This is a genomic window from Streptomyces sp. ITFR-21 (assembly GCF_031844685.1).
Taxonomy (GTDB): Bacteria; Actinomycetota; Actinomycetes; order Streptomycetales; family Streptomycetaceae; genus Actinacidiphila.
Window position 1 is genome coordinate 308,999 of the sequence record NZ_CP134605.1, and the last position, 17,016, is coordinate 326,014.

At 74.7% G+C, this 17,016-nt stretch carries 14 protein-coding genes; 2 read left to right on the forward strand and 12 right to left on the reverse strand.

The features are described from left to right. Positions 1–5 precede the first annotated feature (5 nt). The 12 genes from RLT57_RS01360 to RLT57_RS01415 form a co-directional block, all read right to left on the reverse strand. A complete protein-coding gene (locus RLT57_RS01360; RefSeq protein WP_311295508.1) occupies positions 6–443 on the reverse strand; it encodes a rhodanese-like domain-containing protein in 438 nt (145 codons plus the stop codon). A 29-nt stretch (positions 444–472) separates the two neighbouring features. Continuing rightward, positions 473–1,006 (reverse strand): DinB family protein, encoded by a 534-nt coding sequence (locus RLT57_RS01365; RefSeq protein ID WP_311295509.1) that lies wholly within the window; start codon positions 1,004–1,006, stop codon positions 473–475. Between the two features lie 71 nt (positions 1,007–1,077). After that, positions 1,078–2,238, reverse strand: coding sequence for a hypothetical protein (locus tag RLT57_RS01370; protein WP_311295510.1), 1,161 nt, complete (start codon positions 2,236–2,238; stop codon positions 1,078–1,080). Further along, a complete protein-coding gene (locus RLT57_RS01375; protein ID WP_311295511.1) occupies positions 2,235–3,896 on the reverse strand; it encodes a class I tRNA ligase family protein in 1,662 nt (553 codons plus the stop codon). The genes RLT57_RS01370 and RLT57_RS01375 overlap by 4 nt, the downstream gene beginning before the upstream one ends. After that, a complete protein-coding gene (gene epsC / locus RLT57_RS01380; RefSeq protein WP_311295512.1) occupies positions 3,893–4,678 on the reverse strand; it encodes a serine O-acetyltransferase EpsC in 786 nt (261 codons plus the stop codon). The genes RLT57_RS01375 and epsC overlap by 4 nt, the downstream gene beginning before the upstream one ends. Continuing rightward, positions 4,665–5,828 (reverse strand): NAD(P)/FAD-dependent oxidoreductase, encoded by a 1,164-nt coding sequence (locus tag RLT57_RS01385; RefSeq protein ID WP_311295513.1) that lies wholly within the window; start codon positions 5,826–5,828, stop codon positions 4,665–4,667. Before RLT57_RS01385 ends, epsC begins: the two co-directional genes overlap by 14 nt. Continuing rightward, the gene (locus tag RLT57_RS01390) at positions 5,825–6,271 is read right to left on the reverse strand and encodes a cupin domain-containing protein (protein WP_311295514.1); all 447 of its coding nucleotides are present in this window, start codon (positions 6,269–6,271) and stop codon (positions 5,825–5,827) included. The genes RLT57_RS01385 and RLT57_RS01390 overlap by 4 nt, the downstream gene beginning before the upstream one ends. Positions 6,272–6,335: 64 nt before the next feature. Then, the gene (locus RLT57_RS01395; protein ID WP_311295515.1) at positions 6,336–7,724 is read right to left on the reverse strand and encodes a SidA/IucD/PvdA family monooxygenase; all 1,389 of its coding nucleotides are present in this window, start codon (positions 7,722–7,724) and stop codon (positions 6,336–6,338) included. A 53-nt stretch (positions 7,725–7,777) separates the two neighbouring features. Beyond that, on the reverse strand, positions 7,778–9,145 hold the full coding sequence (locus RLT57_RS01400; RefSeq protein ID WP_311295516.1) for a diaminobutyrate--2-oxoglutarate transaminase family protein: 1,368 nt from the start codon (positions 9,143–9,145) through the stop codon (positions 7,778–7,780). Positions 9,146–9,207: 62 nt separating this feature from the next. After that, positions 9,208–10,551, reverse strand: coding sequence for a SidA/IucD/PvdA family monooxygenase (locus tag RLT57_RS01405; protein WP_311295517.1), 1,344 nt, complete (start codon positions 10,549–10,551; stop codon positions 9,208–9,210). 9 nt (positions 10,552–10,560) lie between these two features. Then, positions 10,561–12,174: a peptide ABC transporter substrate-binding protein gene (locus RLT57_RS01410; RefSeq protein WP_311295518.1), complete on the reverse strand. Its 1,614-nt coding sequence runs from the start codon at positions 12,172–12,174 to the stop codon at positions 10,561–10,563. A gap of 393 nt (positions 12,175–12,567) precedes the next feature. Continuing rightward, positions 12,568–13,818: a helix-turn-helix domain-containing protein gene (locus RLT57_RS01415; protein WP_311295519.1), complete on the reverse strand. Its 1,251-nt coding sequence runs from the start codon at positions 13,816–13,818 to the stop codon at positions 12,568–12,570. Positions 13,819–14,236: 418 nt separating this feature from the next. Between RLT57_RS01415 and RLT57_RS01420 the strand changes: the two genes are divergently transcribed. Together RLT57_RS01420 and RLT57_RS01425 are read left to right on the forward strand one after the other, a co-directional pair. Beyond that, positions 14,237–15,595, forward strand: a complete 1,359-nt coding sequence (locus RLT57_RS01420) for an MFS transporter (protein ID WP_311295520.1) — start codon at positions 14,237–14,239, stop codon at positions 15,593–15,595. Between the two features lie 691 nt (positions 15,596–16,286). Next, the gene (locus RLT57_RS01425; RefSeq protein WP_311295521.1) at positions 16,287–16,943 is read left to right on the forward strand and encodes a helix-turn-helix domain-containing protein; all 657 of its coding nucleotides are present in this window, start codon (positions 16,287–16,289) and stop codon (positions 16,941–16,943) included. Positions 16,944–17,016 lie beyond the last annotated feature (73 nt).

Consider the following 17,016-nt stretch of genomic DNA (forward strand, 5'->3'; position numbering starts at 1 on the left):
GCGGTTCAGACGTCGGTGCCCTCGAAGGGCTGGCCCTCGGCCTGCCAGCCGGGGACGCCGCCGATCATCTCCTTGACGCGGTAGCCGAGCGCGGCCAGCTTGGCGGCGCCCTTGGTGGCCCCGTTGCAGTGGGTGCCCCAGCAGTAGGTGATGTACAGCGTGGCCTTGTCCAGGCCCAGACCGTCCACGCTCTCCGGGGTGATCTCCCAGTGCGGCAGGCTCACCGCGCCGACCACGTGCCGGCTCTCGTACGCCTCGCGGCTGCGCACGTCCAGCACGGTGAAGCCGGTGACGCCCTCTTTGATGTCGTGCCAGACGTCGGAGGGGTCGCACTCGAAGTGCAGCTTGCCCAGGAAGAAGGCGGCCGCGGCCGACGGGTCGGCGGCGGGCACGTCGAAGAGTTTGCTCTTGGGCGAGAACAGGGCTTCGAGGTCGGTGGACATGGTCGGGTTCCTTCCGGAGGGGAGGGCGGTCAGCGTGTGGTGAGTGTCTCGACGGCGCGCTCGATCTGGTTGAGGTGCGCGATGTCGTGCGCGGCGACTTTACGCACCATTTCGTCGAAGGTCTCGGGGCCCTGCTCGCCGTGGACACCGGTGCGGTGCCACTGGTCGCGCGGGAAGGAAGAGATGAGCACCACGTTGGAGGCGCGCAGCCCCTCCCAGGCGGTGAGCAGCTGCGGGAACGGCAGCCGGGGCAGCGGGGTCCACCGCTTCTCGTCGTAGCCGGGGTAGACCGGGTTCTCCTCGGTGAGCACCAGCCGCCAGCGGAAGCCGTAGACGATGTCCACGTCGAAGATGTGGGCGATGATCTCGGCGGCCGACCACTCCCCCGGCTCGGGCGCGGCGGTCACCACGTCCAGCGGCAGCTCGCCGAGCAGCCGGCGGGCCTCGGGGGCGGTGTTGCTGATCGCCTCCAGCGGGTCCTTGTCGCCGATCAGGTCGAGCAGGGCCTGCTTGTACTTGGCGGGCTCGGCGGTGGCGTCCGGGATCTCGATGGGCTCGATCATGGGGTTCGCGTTCCTTCGCTTGAGGGGTGTCGTACGTGCGGGTCCCGGCGTGCCGCCGGTCGGTGCGGGGGTCAGCGGGCGACGGTGACGGCCACCCCGCAGGTGGCCAGGGCGGCCAGCGCCGGAACCGCCAGCAGCCGTCCCAGCGCCGGTCCGGCCCGGACGGCGGCGGCGGCGCCGAGGAGGTAGGCGGCGCAGGTGGCGACGGCCGGGCCGGCGAGCAGCCCGGGAACGCCCCAGCCCAGCGGTACGGACGCCGCGAGCACGGCGGTCGTCGCCGCGGCGACGACCGCCGGCGCCGCCCAGGAGGCGGCGGCCCCGGTGGCACGGTGGGGCGGCCGGGCGGGCCGGGTCCCGGGGCGGTCCGGGCCGGGGTCCCGTTTCTCCGGCGCCGGCCGCACGCGCCGGGCGAGCTGGGTCAGGAACGTGCCGGCGGCGGCCACGTTCGTCGCGCAGTACACGGCCAGCAGGGCCGCGGCGGCCAGCGCGGCGGCCCGCCCCGCGGCGGTGGGCGCGTCCGCGGTTCCGGGGGCGGCGGCGCCGCGCAGCCACAGCACCGGCAGCAGGTAGGCCGCCGTCACCGCGGCGGCGGCGACCAGCACGGCCGCCGCCGTCCGCCGGCGGCCCGTCAGTTCCGGGGCGACCCGGGCGACCCGCTCCCAGCCGACCCCGGCGAACAGCAGCAGGAAGGCGGCCGCCCACCAGTGGCGGGCGCCCCCGGAGGGCAGCATTCCGGCCGCGGCCAGGGCCGCCGGGCGGGCGCATAGGCAGAGCGCCACCGCCCAGGTGGCGGCGAGCCGGACACGGCGCCAGCCCTGGGACGGCGGCAGCCCGCGCGCGGCGGCGCCCGCGGCGAGCGCGGGCAGCAGCAGCGCGTACCACAGCGCGTGGTCCGGCTCGGCGCCGAGACCGGCCGCCGCCAGCCGGGCCGCGGTCTGCGCGACGGCGGCCTGGCCGACGGTGAATCCCGCCAGGTAGAGGGCGGTGACCGCGTCCCCGGCCCGGCCGCCCAGCACCCGGCCGACCACGTCGGGCAGCGAGCCGGCGCCGGTGCGGGCCTGGGCGAGCAGGCCGAGCGCGAGGCAGAAGGCCGCGCCGATGCCGAGTTGCAGCGCCCACGCGGCGGGGGCGCCCCGGCCCGCCAGCCCCGCGGCCACCGGCGGCATGAGGAGCAGTCCGGCGCCGAGTACGCTCTCGGCGACGGACAGCCCCGCCCTCAGCGGCGTGCTCACGCGGATACCGCTCCTCGGGGGCGGAAGAGGTCCGCCAGGTCGAGCCGCAGCGGGGCGCCCGCGGTGAGCGCCCGGTCCGCGCCGGCCGGCGCGGGCGTCGGTATCCGGCGGACGGTGTCGGCGTAGGCGAGGCCGAGGCCCTTCCACACCCGTTCGGCGAAGAACGGCATCAGCGGCGCGGCCGTGGCGGCCGTTCGGGCCAGCAGCTCCAGGTGGGTGAGCAGCGCCGCGGGCGTCGGCCCGGCGGAGCCGTCGTCCCAGCCCGCCGCGTCGGCTGCCAGCAGCCGGACGGCGTCGCGCAGGGCGCCGGCCGCCCGCTGCGGGCTGAAGTCCGCCGGGTCCAGCGCGAGGCCCGCCGCGGCCAGCAGCCGGGCCGCCCGGCCGGGCGCGTCGTCGCCGGTCAGCGCCGCCTCGGCGGCCGGGACCTGGCCGCCGAAGGCGGCGGCCTCCCGCTGGACGCGGTCCAGCCAGCTCTGGAGGTCGCCGGCCAGTACCTCGTCGGCGACCGCGGTGAAATCCTTCATGGCGAAGTTGGTCTGCTCACGCTCCGGCCCGGTCAAACACAGGTGGAAGCGCAGCACGTCGGCCGGCACGGTCCGCAGGAACTCCCCGCCCCAGATGGCGTGGTCGCGGCTGGTGGAGAACTTGTCGCCCTCCAGCCGGTAGAACTCGTTGGTGACCACCTGGGTGGGCAGCGTCAGGCCGCCGTGCGCCATCAGCAGCGCGGGCCACAGCACCGCGTGCGAGAAGCCGCAGTCGAAGCCGATGAAGTTGTAGACCTCGGTGTCCTCGCCGCTCCACAACTCCTCCCAGGCGCCGGGCCGGCCCTCGGCGGCGGTCAGGTTGGCGGTGGCGGCGACGTATCCCCAGACGCCGCTGAACCAGGTGTCGAGGATGTGCCCCTCCCACTGCGGCAGCGGGACCGGGATGCCGTAGTCGGCCTGGCGGCTGACCGGGGTGAGCGGCAGCGGGCGGGACAGCAGCGCGTCCAGGTAGGAGGCGAGCCGCGGGCGCCAGGCGGCGGTGGCGCGCGCTTCGCCGAGGTAGGCGGTGAGGCGGTCGCGGTAGTCGTCCAGGGGGAAGGCGATCCGCTTCAGGGTGCGGGTCCCGGCGGGCCGCCAGCAGCGGGTGCACCGGGGCGAGGACAGTCCCGCGGGGTCCTGGGCCAGGCCGCACGCCTCGCAGTAGACGCCGTCCGACGGCTCGTCGCAGAACTGGCAGTTGCCGCGGACCTCGGCCTCGTACAGGTAGCGGTCGCAGTCGGCGCAGTGGAAGACCGGCAGTTCCTCGACGCGCAGGGCGCCGCTGTTCCACAGGCCGAGGAAGAAGCGCTGCACGATCTCGGTGTGCGTGGTGTTGGTCAGCGGCCGGGTGAACCAGTCGTGGTGCATCGCGCCCAGCGACAGGGTCTCCTCCATGCGGTTGCCGAACAGCAGCGCCGCCTCGTACGTGCCCAGGCCCAGCTCCTCGGCGCGCCGTGGGACGTAGCAGGAGTGCTCGTCGGAGTAGCCGACGTAGCGGACGTCGCGTCCGGCCTGGCGCAGTCGCCTGGCGAGGACGTCCGCGCCGAGGAACGGACCGGCAAGGTGTCCGAGGTGCAGGTCGCCGTTGGGGTTGGGCGGGGCGCTGGTGATGATGGCGGGGCCGGTCGCGGTCATCGCGGCATCGATCCTTGCGTCGTACGGACAAGGCGGGCGGCCGGCGCGGGCGCGAGGTCGCCGAGGGCGGCCGGCGCGGTTCCGGACGGCTGGGGAGCCGGCGCGGGAGCCGCGGCCGGCGGGTTGGCGGCGGGCGGACCGGCCGGCGAGCCGGCGCCGCCGGCCGGGGAGGTGCGGGGCAGCGCCGCGGCCGGCGGCTGGAGGACCCGGGAGTGCGCGGGCACCGACTCGGTGAGCAGCACATGGGCCCCGATCAGGCAGTCGCGCCCGACGGTGACCGGGCCGAGCACGCTGGCGCTGGTGCCGATCACCACCCGGTCGCCGATCACCGGGTGGCGGCGCGCGCCCGGGGCGCGGTCGCGGTCCTTCCACCAGCCGGCGGAGCCGAGCGTGACCTGGTGGTAGAGCATGACGTCGTCGCCGATGACGGCGGTCTCCCCGATCACCACGCCGGCCCCGTGGTCGACGAAGAAGCGCCGTCCGATGGTGGCGCCGGGGTGGATGTCCACTCCGGTGCGGCGGCGGGCGTAGAGCGAGACCGCCCGTGCCAGGAACACGCGGTCGCGGCGGTGCAGCCAGTTGGCCACCCGGTGCAGCCACAGGGCGTGGATGTGCGGGTACAGCAGCACCTCCCACCGGCTGCGGGCGGCGGGGTCCTTCTCCAGGACGACGTCCAGGTCCTCCCGGATCCGGGCGGCGCAGCGCCGCAGCCGGCCGCGACGGCGGCCGGTCCCGCGGCCGGTCCCGGGCGCCGCGGGCGCACCGCCGTCACATGTGCTCATAGGGGAAGTCACTCTCTGTGGGGGCGCCGGCCGCGAACCTGCCGGGACGGTAGGGAGCGAGCCACTCCTCGGCGGCGCCCGAGGTGACCTCGGCCGCGACCAGCTCACCGACCGCCGGCGCGGTCTTGAAGCCGCCACCGCTGAAACCGGTGCAGGCGTACAGGCCCGCCGGGCCCACTGGGCCGATCAGCGGGCGGTGGTCGGGGGTGTAACCGTCCAGTCCGGCCCGCAGGCCGTCCACGGTGCCGGTGGCCAGCGCGGGCACCCGTTCGGCGAGCGTCCGCCGGGCGGTCGCCACCTCGTCCGCCCGCAGGGCGGCGGGCCGGGCGTCCAGCGCGACGGCGGGGTCGGCCGCGGCGCCGAACCACAGGGCGTCGCCGTCCGCGGGGCGGAAGTAGCGGCCCAGGGTGTCGTCGATGCAGGCCGGTACCGGGCCCGCGGGGGCCGTGGCGCGGTGCCGGGCGATGCCGATCCGGCGGGGTTCGACGGGCAGGTCGACGCCTGCCGTCGCGGCCAGCGGCCGGCTCCACGCGCCGGCGGCGAGCAGCACCAGCGGTGCGTGGACCGGGCCGAGGTTGGTGGTCACCCCGGTGATCCGCTCCCCGGCCGAGGTCAGCCCGGTCACCTCAAGGCCCTCCGCCAGGACCGCGCCGCGCCGCTCGGCCGAGCGCAGCAGCGCGCGGGTGGCCGCCGCCGGGTCACCGTAGCCGCCGTCCGGCTCGTAGGAGACCGCGGCCGGGCGGTCCAGCCGCAGCCCCGGGTACTCGGCGGTCAGTTCGTCGGCGGTGATCAGGTGGGCCCGGCCGCCGGCCTCCTGGACGGCGGCGGTGTTCTTGGCCAGGTTCGCGGCGTACTCCTCGGCCACGATCATGACGAAGCCGGTGCGCCGGTAGCCGCAGTCGCCGCCCACCTCGTCGGCCCAGCCGGTGAAGGTGTCCATGCTGCGCACGGTGAGCCGGGTGTCGGCCGCCGCGGTGTGGTGCTGGCGCAGCACGCCGCCGGAGCGCGAGGTGGCACCCTCGGCGGAGAACCGCCCCCGGTCGCAGACCAGGACGCGGCGCAGGCCGCGCAGGGTGAGGTGGTGGGCCAGGGAGGCGCCCACCACCCCGCCGCCCACGACGACGGCGTCGTACGGGCCCGCCTCGGTCACCGGTCGCCGCCGGCCGCCGCGGCGCCGGCCGGCGGATCGGCCGGCGCGGCCTGCGGGTCGGACACGCCCAGGCGCTCGGCCCACAGCGCGCGCTCCTTGGCGACGGCCTCGGCGCCGTCCCACCAGATGCTGAGGAAGACCAGGCGCTCGGTGCCCGTGTTGGTGAGCGCGTGCTCGACGAACGGCGTCATGTACAGGGTGTCGCCGAAGCCGACCTTGCGCTCCTCCTCGCCCATCCGCCACAGTCCCTCGCCCCCGACGACGAAGAACGCCTCCTTCTCGTCGTGGGAGTGCGGTGTGACGGTCTCGCCCGGGTCCACGGCGACCCACGCGCCGCCCCAGCTCGGCTCGGGTACGCCGGGCCAGGGGAAGATCCGGCGGGCGTGGGTGTTGTAGGCGGGCTCGTGGACCAGGTCGTCGTGGTTCCAGGAGAACGAGTGCATCGTCTGAGTCCTTGTCGCGGTCGGGCGGGCGTCGGGCGTAAGGGGGGTCGGCGCGCAGGAGGGGTCAGCGCGGCAGCGACGGCACGGGGTCCGCCGGGTCCGCGGACTGCGGTGCGCTCGGCCGGCGGTGGGCGGTGAGGTCGTTCAGGATCTGCTCGGCGCGGACGGCGATGGTGCTGAACGAGGTGGCGCTGTTGATGCCGTGCCGCCATTCGGTGATGCCGTTGAGGTAGACACCCGCGGTGCACTCCGGCGTCGTCTCCAGCCGGAAGTCGCGGCTGACCACCGGGTCGCCCGTCTCGTCGAACCGTACGTAGGGGCGCAGCGGTTCGAGCGCCGCGGGGAAGCGCGGCTCGCGGAAGCCGGTGCACAGCACCACGACGTCGGCCGCCAGCTCCTCGCGCTGCCCGCTGTGCAGTTGGCGCAGCGTCAGCCGGTAGGAGCCGGTGCCGGTCGGCTCGATGCCGTCCACCGAGGTGCGCTTGCGGAAGTCCAGTCGGCCCGGCCCGAAGTGGCGGTCGTGGTAGGCCAGTTGGTACAGCCCGGTGCTCACGTCGGGGTCGACGGCGGCGTAGTTGGTGGAGTACGCCTCGGCGAAGGCCGACTCGCGCTGCCGCCGGTCCAGGGCGTAGAAGTAGTCGACCTCGCCGGGGAAGTACGCCTCGTTGGCGAAGTGCCCGAGGTTGTACAGCCGGAAGCCGGAGTTGCGGGACAGCGAGGTGATCGCGGCGTCGGGGAAGGCTCCGGCCAGGTGCAGCAGCGCCTCGCCGGCGTTCTGCCCGGCGCCGACCACGGCGATGCGCAGCGGCCGGTCGCGGGGCAGCGCGCCGACCCGCGGCAGGTAGTCGGAGGAGTGGAAGACCCGTTCGCCGAGCACGTCCGCGAACAGCTCGGGCACATACGCCTGGTGGCCGGTCGAGACCAGCACCGAGCGGCCGGTGTAGGCGCTGGTGGCACCGGTGGCGGTGTCCCGCGCCAGCACCCGCAGCGTCCGCACCGCGCCGTCGTCCTCGGTCACCGGCACGACCTCGACCGCTTCCTGCCGGTACCGCACCGGCTGGCTGATCCGCTCGGCGACCCACTCGATGTAGGCGGACCACTCGTGGCGGCTCACGTAGCCGCCGAGCAGGGTGAACGGGTAGAGCCGGCCCACTTCCTTGAGGTAGTTGGGGAAGGTGAAGCGGCTGCGCGGGTTGCGCGGGCCGGCCAGGTCGCGCAGGAAGTGGTGCTGGATGTCGGTCCCCGGCAGCAGCATGTTGGGCTGCCACGCCGCCGACGCGGCCCGCTCCAGGAACAGCGCGGTCGGCTGCGGTGCGGCCGGGCCGCCGCGGGCGGCCCAGGCGGCCTGTTCCGCCTCGTCGTCGAGCGCGGCGGCGACCGCGAGCGCGGCCGGGCCGTAACCGATGCCGACCAGGTCGAGGACGTCCGGCCGGCTGCCATCGGTGGTGGTCACGGCGGTCTCCTGTGGGGCGGGGAACTGGGGCTGCGCGGAGGGTGGTTCGGGGCTCACCGGGTCGCCTCGGCGAAGGCCCGCTCCAGGATGTCGGCGGCGAAGTCGATCTGCTCGGCGGTGACGTTCAGCGGCGGCAGCAGTCGGACGACAATGTCGTCCCGGCCGCCGACCTCGCAGATCAGCCCGAGCCGCAGGGCCGCGGACTGCACCGCGCGGGCCGCGGCGGTGGCCGCCGCCCGCGCCTCGGGGCCGGCCGGCCGGTCCGGGTCGGCCAGCTCGGCGCCCCACATCAGGCCCATGCCGCGGATGTCGCTGATCCACCGGTTGCGTTCGCGCAGCGCGGTGAAGTGCTTGCCCAGCTGCTCGCCGCGGATCCGGACGTTCTCCAGCAGGCCCTCGTCGCGGACCACGTCCAGCGCGGCGACGCCGGCCGCGAAGGCGAGCTGGTTGCCGCGGAAGGTGCCGATGTGGGCGCCGGGCTCCCACACGTCCAGCGCCCGGTCGTAGAGGATGACCGCGACCGGCAGGCCGATGCCGCTGAGCGCCTTGGAGGCGACCACCACGTCGGGTTCGATGCCGTACTGCTCGAAGGCGTACCAGGTGCCGGTGCGCCCGCAGCCGGTCTGCACCTCGTCCACGATCAGCGGGATGCCGAGCCGCCGGGTGACCTCGCGGACCTGCCGGGCGAACTCCATGGTGGCCGGGACCACGCCGCCCTCGCCCTGCACCATTTCCATGATCACCGCGGCCGGCAGGGTGATGCCGCCGTTGGCGTCGGTCAGCACCCGCTCCAGGTAGGTGGCGCAGTTGGTGGTGCAGGAGTCCGGGGTCAGGCCCAGCGGGCAGTGCGCGCAGAAGGAGTAGGGGAAGAAGTGCACCCCCGGCATCGCGCCGCCGACCTGGCTCTTGGTCTCGGTGTTGCCGGTCACCGCCATGGCGCCGGCGGTGCTGCCGTGGAAGCCGCCCTGGAAGGAGATGATCTCCGAGCGGCCGGTGGCGATCTTGCACAGCTTGATCGCGGCCTCGACGCCGTTGGCACCGGTCGGCCCGCAGAAGTGCATCTTCATCCGCTCCCGCATGCCGCCGGGCAGCATGGCGAGCTGGCGGGCGGTGAAGTCCTCCTTGGCGGGGGTCGGCAGGTCCAGGCCGTGCACGAGGTCGCCGAGCTGGCGGCGGACCGCGTCGGCCACCACCGGGTGGTTGTGGCCGAGCGAGAGCACTCCGGCGCCGGTCAGGAAGTCCAGGAAGACGTTGCCGTCCACGTCCTCGATGTACGAGCCCTGGGCGCGGGCGACCGCCAGCGGCAGCCGCCGCGGATAGCTGCGCGCGTTGGACTCCGCGTCCTCCTGGCGGGCCAGGTACTCCTGGCTGCGGGGGCCCGGTACGGCGGTGCGTACGGCGGGCGCGCCATAGCTGGTCATCGTGTCCGATCCTGTGGAGGGTGAGGTCCGGCCCGCGGGCGGCCCGGGGTGCGGGGCGGTCGTCACGGGACCGGGACGGCGGGTGCCGTCAGCGCGGCGCCGATCCGGCTGCGCGCGCCGTTGCTGATGACTTCGGCGCGCAGCGACAGCAGGCTGAAGGAGCCCGCGTCGCCGATGCCGTGGCTGGACTCGCACAGCCCGTTGAGGAACAGCGGCGGGGTGCCCGGGTGGTCGGAGACGAGGCTGTAGTCGGGGTTGACCAGCAGGTAGCCGTCCTCGTCGAACCGGAAGCGGTCGATCACGCCGGCCAGCAGCGGCGGGTAGGGCTCCTGGTGCGGCTGCGGGCCGATGTCGCGGAAGCCGGTGGCGAGCACCACCAGGTCGAAGCTTTCCTCGGTGATCTCGCCGGTGTGCGTCTCGCGGATCCGCAGCGCCACTTCCGTGCCGTCGTCGTGGGCGGCGACCACCTGGCGGTTGCCCTGGACGAACACCTTCTGGTCGCCGTCCAGCCGCTGCTCGTAGATCCGCAGGTAGAGCTCCTTGAGCACGTCGTCGTCGGCCGAGGAGTAGTTGGTGGCGCGCATGTACGCGTCCAGCTCGCGCTTTCCGGCCCGGTCGGTGCCGTAGTAGTACTGGGTGAAGGCCGGGAAGTAGCCCTCCTCGCTGAACGGGCTGGTGTCCTTAAGCCGCAGCGAGAACGACCGCACCAGGTCCACCACGCGGGCGTCGGGGAACCGCCGGGACAGGTCCAGGGTCAGTTCCACCGCGCTCTGGCTGCCGCCGATCACCGCGATCCGGGCCGGCGCGGCGGTCAGGCTCCGCAGCTGGTACAGGTACCGGGTCAGGTGGATGACGCGCGGCGAGGTGAGCGCGTCGAAGGGCTCGGGGACGTACGGGGTGCGGCCGGGCCCGAGCACCAGCGAGCGCCCGGTGCGGCGCACACCGCGGTCGGTGGTCACCGCGTAGACCGGCTCGCCGCGGTACTCCTCGACCTCGACGGCCACAGCCCGCTCGCCGAGCTCCACCCGGTCGCCGAACTGCTGGGTGGCCCAGTTGATGTACTGCGCGTACTCCTTGCGCAGCGGGAACTCGGCGGCCACGTTCAGGTGCTCCAGCAGCCGCTTTTCCTCGAACAGGTAGTTCAGGAAGCTGTAGCGGCTGCGCGGGTTGCGCAGGGTCACCAGGTCGCGGGAGGGGTGGTTCTGGATGTTGGAGCCGTCCAGCATCATCCCGCCCTGCCACAGCGGGTCCTGCCGGCCTTCCAGGAAGTGGACACTCAGCTCCGGGTCGTCCTCCTCGACGGCGATGGCCAGGGCCAGGTTGGCGGGGCCGAAGCCGACGCCGAGCACATCGGAGGGTACGTCGCCGTTCAGGCCGTCAGTGGTCTCGGTCAGGGGTACGGACATGACTGGTCGTCACTTTCCCTTCTGCGTGCCGGACCGCGCCGCCCGATCGGGTGGCGGATTCACGGGGCTGATCTGCGGCAGGGTGGGGTTCCCGTAGAAGTCGAGCCGGACGCCGGTGAAGGCGTCGGCGCGGTAGACGCGGTGGTGGGTGCGGAACCACAGCGGTATCAGGGCCAGGTCCTCGCCGACCGCGATCCGCTCGGCCTCGCGGAAGTGCCGGTCCCGCTCGGCCTCCTCCCGGCTGGCCCGAGCCCGGTCCAGCGCCCGGTCGAAGGCCGGGTTGACGTACCGGCCCTCGTTGTCGCCGTGGGCGACGCCGTCGGCGTCCGGGCGGGTGCACGAGGAGTGCAGCAGCGGGTAGAGGATGTTGTCCGGCGTGGGGTAGTCGCACGCCCACGCGGCGCGGCACAGGCCGCGGGCGTCCGGTCCGGTGCGGTACTCCACCAGCTGACGCGGGGTCATCGCCCGCAGGCGTACGTCCAGGCCGAGCACCGAGCGGAGCTGGGCGGCGACCGCCGCGACCCACCGCTCGTGTCCCGCGCCGGTGTTGTAGGCGAACTCCAGTACCGTCCCGGCGGCCAGGCCCGCCTCGGCGGCCAGCTTGCGCGCCCGGTCCGGGTCGTGCCGCAGGCAGCTGGGGGCCAGGTCGGGCTGGAAGGCGCCGGGGAAGCTCGGCGGCACCAGCGAGGCGGCCCGGGTCCGGTAGCCGCCGAAGACCTCGGCGATGACCGCGTCGCGGTCGATCGCCCAGGAGACCGCCTCCCGGGCGGCCGGGCTGTTCATCGGCGGGCCCATGTCGAAGGGGATCAGGTAGTTGACGCCGGCCAGCTCCTCCTCGATGAACCCGTCCGGGTGGGACGCGGCGGCCGAGGCCAGCAGGTGCGGAGGGATCCGGGCGAAGTCGAACCGTCCGTCGAGGAAGCCCTGGTACTCCTGTTCCACGGCGTCGGCCGGGTCCAGCAGCGTGATGTCGACCGCGTCGAGCGCGGGCGGCGGCCCGAAGTAGTGCTCGTTCCTGACCAGCCGGATGCCCTCGTGGTGCCGCCAGGGCCCGTCCAGCCGGAACGGCCCGTTGCCGACCGGCTCGTCGTTGTAGACCGGGTCGAGCGCGGCGCCCGCGCTGCGGGGCACCGGGCTGCAGACCGGTTGCAGGGTCTTCTTGTCGAACTCGAAGTCCGGCGCGGTCAGCCGTACCACCAGCGTGGCCGGGTCCGGGGCGGCCAGACCGGACAGCGGGCCCGGCGAGCCGGCCAGCCGCTCCCGGTACCCCTCGACGCCCGCCAGGTGGTAGGTGGTCTCCGAGCCCGCCGCCGGATCGCAGGCGCGGGTCCAGGCCCGGACGAAGCTCTCGGCGTCCACCGGCTCGCCGTCGCTGAACCGTACGTCCTGCCGGAGCTCGAAGGTCCAGGTCAGCCCGGCGTCGTCGCACCACCAGCGGTGGGCGACCGCGGGGGCGGGCCGCCCGTCCTCGTCGATCGCCAGCAGGCCGACGAACAGCGCCTTGGTGACGAGAATGCCCTCCACCTCCTGGGAGCGGTAGGGGTCGATCGCGGTCGGCTCGGTCAGCGCCAGCCGTAAGACGGTGCGGCCGCCCGGCACGACGGGTTCCGGTGCTGGTGGCATGTCAGCTGCTCCAGGATGGGGGGCGGGCACGACCGGCCGGCACAGGTGGCTGACTGCGGCCGGGAGCACCGTCGTGCGTGAGTCGCTTGCGGTATCGGCCGCGTTGCCGGTTCCGTAGGAGTGGTAACTGGCCTTGCCCGGCCGTCGGCCGGGGATGCGGCGGCGGGTGGCCGGCGGAGTGCCGACCGGCTCCCCACGGCAGCCGCCCCGTTCTCGGCAGGAGGCAGCGGCGGCTCCCGTCGACGGCACGATCCTGCAAGACCGGCGAGGGCGAGTAAAGCGCCTCCCGCTGTCCGACTTCTGCCGTGGCGACCTCAGGACACCGGCCCGGCGGCCGGCGCCGGTCACCGCCCGGCCACCCCGCGCGGCGGGCCGTCCGGTGCCGGCGCGGCCTCAGTACGCCCAGCCGAGCATCGATGCCTGCACGCCGAGCTGGTAACGGCTCGTCACGTTCAGGTCAGCCATCAGACTGCCGATCAGGCGGCCCAACGTCCTTACGGATATGCCCAGTTGGCGGGCTATCGCCTCGTCCTTCATACCGTTGGTGAGCATGCGCAGCGCCGCCCGCTGCAACTCGTTCGGCTCGGGCAGGCCCGGGCGCGCGGCGGGTCCGGCGGCGTCCGCCCCCACGGCCGGTACCCGACCCGATGCCGGACCGGGCGCCGGACCGGATACCGGACCCGGCGCCGGACCGGTCCGCGCGCCGGCCGCCGCGCCGGTGTCCGGATCCGCCTCCTGCGCCGCGAACGCGTGCAGCGGGCGGGCGGACAGCCAGCAGAACTCGAACACCTCGCGGACGACCTCCGCCGACCCCCGGCCGCTCAGCAGCAGGGCGGCGGGCAGCGCCCGTTCCTCCACCACTTCCAGGACCGCCAGGGAGCAGTCGACCACCAGAACCCGCAAAGGGGTGTGAGCCGCCAGCCGCACCTCGGTGCGGGCGTCACGCAGGGCGTGCGCGGCCATCTGCCCGCGCGGGGTGCGCACCGTGGACGCCAGGTGCAGCACGCGCGCCGCCGGCCCGCCGCCCGCGTCGCGGCCCGCCAGCAACTGGGCGGTGAGCGGCAGCGGGTGGTTCATGCTGAGCACCTCCCGGCGGGCGCCGCGGCCCGCCTCGACCAGCAGCGCGTCGATCTCCTCCCGGCCGAGCACCACTTCGGCGCACTCCCGGCCGGTCTCCCGCGCGTGCAGGGTGCCGTACTCGGCGGCGAGGGCGGCCATGGCGGTCCTGATCACCCGGACCCTGGACACCAGGGCCTCCAGCTCCGCCTCCTCCTGCTCGATCAGCCGCAACAGGGACGACCTCGGCGAGGCGGTCGAGAGCCGGCTGCCGCCACCGGCGTCCCGGCGGCCTTGCGGCTGCTCGCCCAGCGGCGGCGCGGGCGGCTGCGCGGGCGGCTGCGCGGGCGGCGGCTGCAGGGCCGGCTGCCGCCCCTCGCCGGATCCCGCGCCGTCCGCCCCCTGCGGCCCCTCCCCCGCGGGCGCGGGCACGATCAGCTGGAGGTCGACGAGTTGGCCGAGCGCGGACACGACGTGCGGAGCCGGCCAGTCGAACCGCCGCTGCATGTCCCGCGGATCGGCATTGGGATCACTCAACAGCGCCTGGAAAAGATCTCTGGCGCCGACCGAGTCAAGTCCGTCAGCCATAGTGCGGCTCCCCTGTTGTTCCGCTTCTGGTCAGCCAAGCCGTATCCGCACCGGGATACGAAGCCTGTCTTGATTCGGACACGTACTCTATTGTCCGGGGCCGGTGGAGAAACGGCGTTTGTGAAAAACCGGTCGATGCGTTGTGAAAGATGCGGCCGAACCGGCCGACCGCCGCAGCGCGTCCGCGGGGCCGCCGCCGCCCGGCGGCGGCGCCGCGGGGCGGTGGCCAGGCCCGCGGGCGCGCCACCGACGGGACCCGCGGCGCGGGCGGCCGGGGGCCGGGCGGGCGACCGTTCCGGTTCGGCCACCTCTGTCTAGGCACCGAAGGGTTTTTCACCTACTATGCGCGGTGGGTCCTGCCGTCGACGCCAACGACCCCGAAAGGCCGTCCCCGACCGACCGGATTCGAGCGGAGAGTATGACTACCACGCCGTCAGGCCCGGAAACCGCCGAACCCCCGGTCAAGAACTTACGTTCGGGTGTCCGCCGGCAACTCGCCGACGCCCTGGTGCCCAACTCCGCCATCGGCCGCCGGCTGGCCGGTATCGCCGTCGTCGACTCGCTGGGCAGCGGCATGTTCTACGCCGGGTCCGCGCTCTACTTCACCAAGGTGGTCGGCCTCAGCGCCGACCAGGTGGGCATCGGCCTGTCGCTGGCGGGACTGGCGGGCTTCCTCGGGGCCGTCCCCCTCGGCATGCTCGCCGACCGGATCCGCGCCGGCCGGGTGTACGTCGGGCTCCAGGCCTGGCGCGGCCTCGGCTACGCGGCCTACTGCTTCACCCACAGCTTCACCCTCTTCGTCGTGCTGGCCTGCTGCATCGGCCTGGCCGACACCGCCGTGCCGCCGGTCAGCCAGGCGGTGGTCAGCTCGGTGGTGTCCGCCGAGGAACGGGTGAACACCCTGGCCAAGGTGCGCGCCGCCCGGAACATCGGGTTCGGCATCGGCGCGCTGGCCGCGACCACCGCCATCCAGACCGGCTCCGCGACCGGCTTCACCCTGCTGGTCGGCGGCAACGCCGTCTCGTTCGGGTTCTGCGCGCTGCTGCTGCAACGGGTCGGCGTGACCCGGCTGACCGTGGTGGCGGCCCCGTCCCAGACCCGCCGCCCCACCCTGCGCAGCGATGTGCGGTACGTGACCGCGGCCGTCCTCAACGGGCTGCTCGCCATCCACCTGACGCTGCTCCCGCTGGCCCTGCCGCTGTGGATCTCCCACTACACGCATGTGCCGATCGGCCTGTACGGACCGCTCTACGTGCTCAACACCGTCATGGCGGTGTTCTTCCAGGCCCGCTTCTCCCGGCCGGCCGAACGGCTGAGCGGCGCGGTGGCCTCCATGCGCTGGTGCGGCTTCGCGCTGGCCGGGTTCGCGATAGCGTGCTGGGGCATGAAGGTGATTAACGACGTCTGGATCGCCTCGGCCCTGGCCGTGCTGGCGGCGGTCCTGGTCACCTGCGCCGAACTGCTGCAGTCCGCGGGCGGCTGGACCATCTCCTACGAGCTGGCCCGGCCCGACCGGCGCGCCCAGTACCTGGCCACCTTCCAGCTCGGTACCGCGCTCCAGTCCATCATCGCCCCGGCGCTGATCACCTCGCTGGTGCTGCCGCGCACGCTCGGCTGGCCGGCGTTCGCGGTGGCGGCCGTCGCCGTCGGGGCGGGCGTCCAGCTGGTCGTCGGCCACCGCGTCCCCGAAGCGCCCGCCGAGAGCGCGGACCCCGCGGAGCGGGCGGGCGTCGCCGCTTCGGAGCCGGAGGAGAGCGCTCCCGCGGCGACCGGCTGACGTACCGGCCGGCGTACCGCCGGCCCGTTCCCCGGCGCCCGCCGCACGGGGCGCCTCTGCCGCTCCGCCGCCCGCGCCTTGTCCCTGTCCTCCCTCGTCTCGCTTCTCCTGTCCCGCTGCTTCTCCCGTCCCGCTGCTCTCGGCTCGGCCCGGTCCGCCGACCGGGAAGCAAGATCGGCTTCTTTCCCGGCGCCGCGGCGGAATTCCGGCGCCCGGGGAATGATCGGCCCCGCGCGTTCTCGGCCCGGCCGGATAGCGCCTTCCTTCGGCTTCTCCGATACGGACGCCTGTTTCGGCGCTCCGCGCACACCGCGCGCGCCGCTCCCCCGGGCCGACCGGCCCGGCGCCGGGGTCCCTTCGGCCCGTGCGCGTCGCCGCGACCGGGACAAAACTGGTACCGAGGGGCTTTCGCGGCGAGCGGAGCCCGCGCACCCGGCACCGAGGGGTTGGTCTCCATGAACGCGCTGGTCCTCGGCGGACCCGGCCGGTCCGCCCGGCGGGACGTCCCGGCCCGGCGGCCCGCGGCGCCGCCGCGACCGCGGTCGGCGGGGCGGTGACGGCCCGCAGCACGGCGGCCGGCCCAGGGGGGCCCGGCCGCGGGGGCTCGGCGAACGGCTCCAGGACGGCTCGGCCGCCGGGGTCACCAGGAGCGCCGGCAGCGGCGCGCGACACCGAAGGGGTGCGATCTCGTATGACGGACCAAGCGGGCACGGGCGGCGACATCGGCCGCCGACTGGCGCTGCGGCGGGACCAGCTCGGTCTCACCGCCCCGGAGGCCGCGGAACGGGCCGGGGTGGACCCGGGCTATCTGCGGTACGTGGAGGAGCAGCCGGGCGCGTCGCCGGGCCCCGGCTTCCTGCAGCGGCTCGCGGAGGCGCTGGACACCACCGTCTCCCGGCTGCGGGGCGGCGACGCCGGCGTGCCGCCCGGCGCCGGCAGGGCCGCCCGCAACCCGGTCCTGACCGAGCTGGACCCCGCCGAGTGCCGGGCCCTGCTGGCCGACCACGGCATCGGGCGGATCGCGGTCGCCGCCGCGCAGGGACCGGCGATCATCCCGGTCAACTACGACGTGGTGGACGGCACGGTGGTCTTCAGGACCGCGCCGGGCACCGCGCCCGCGCTCGCGGCGGACTCCGTGGTGGCCTTCGAGGTCGACCGGATCGACGACGCCCTCAGCCAGGGCTGGAGCGTGAACATCACCGGCTCGGCCACGCGGGTCACCGACCCGGAGGACGTACGGCGGCTGGTGGCGGCGGCCCACACGGCGCCATGGGCGGGCGGCGAACGGGAGGAGTGGGTCCGCGTCGACCCGGTCCTGATCACCGGGCGCCGTGTCACCGCGGCGTGACCGCGGGCGCGGGGCCGAGGTCCGGGGCGCCCGTTCCGGAGGCCGCCGGCCGAACCGTGCGCGGCGGCGGGGG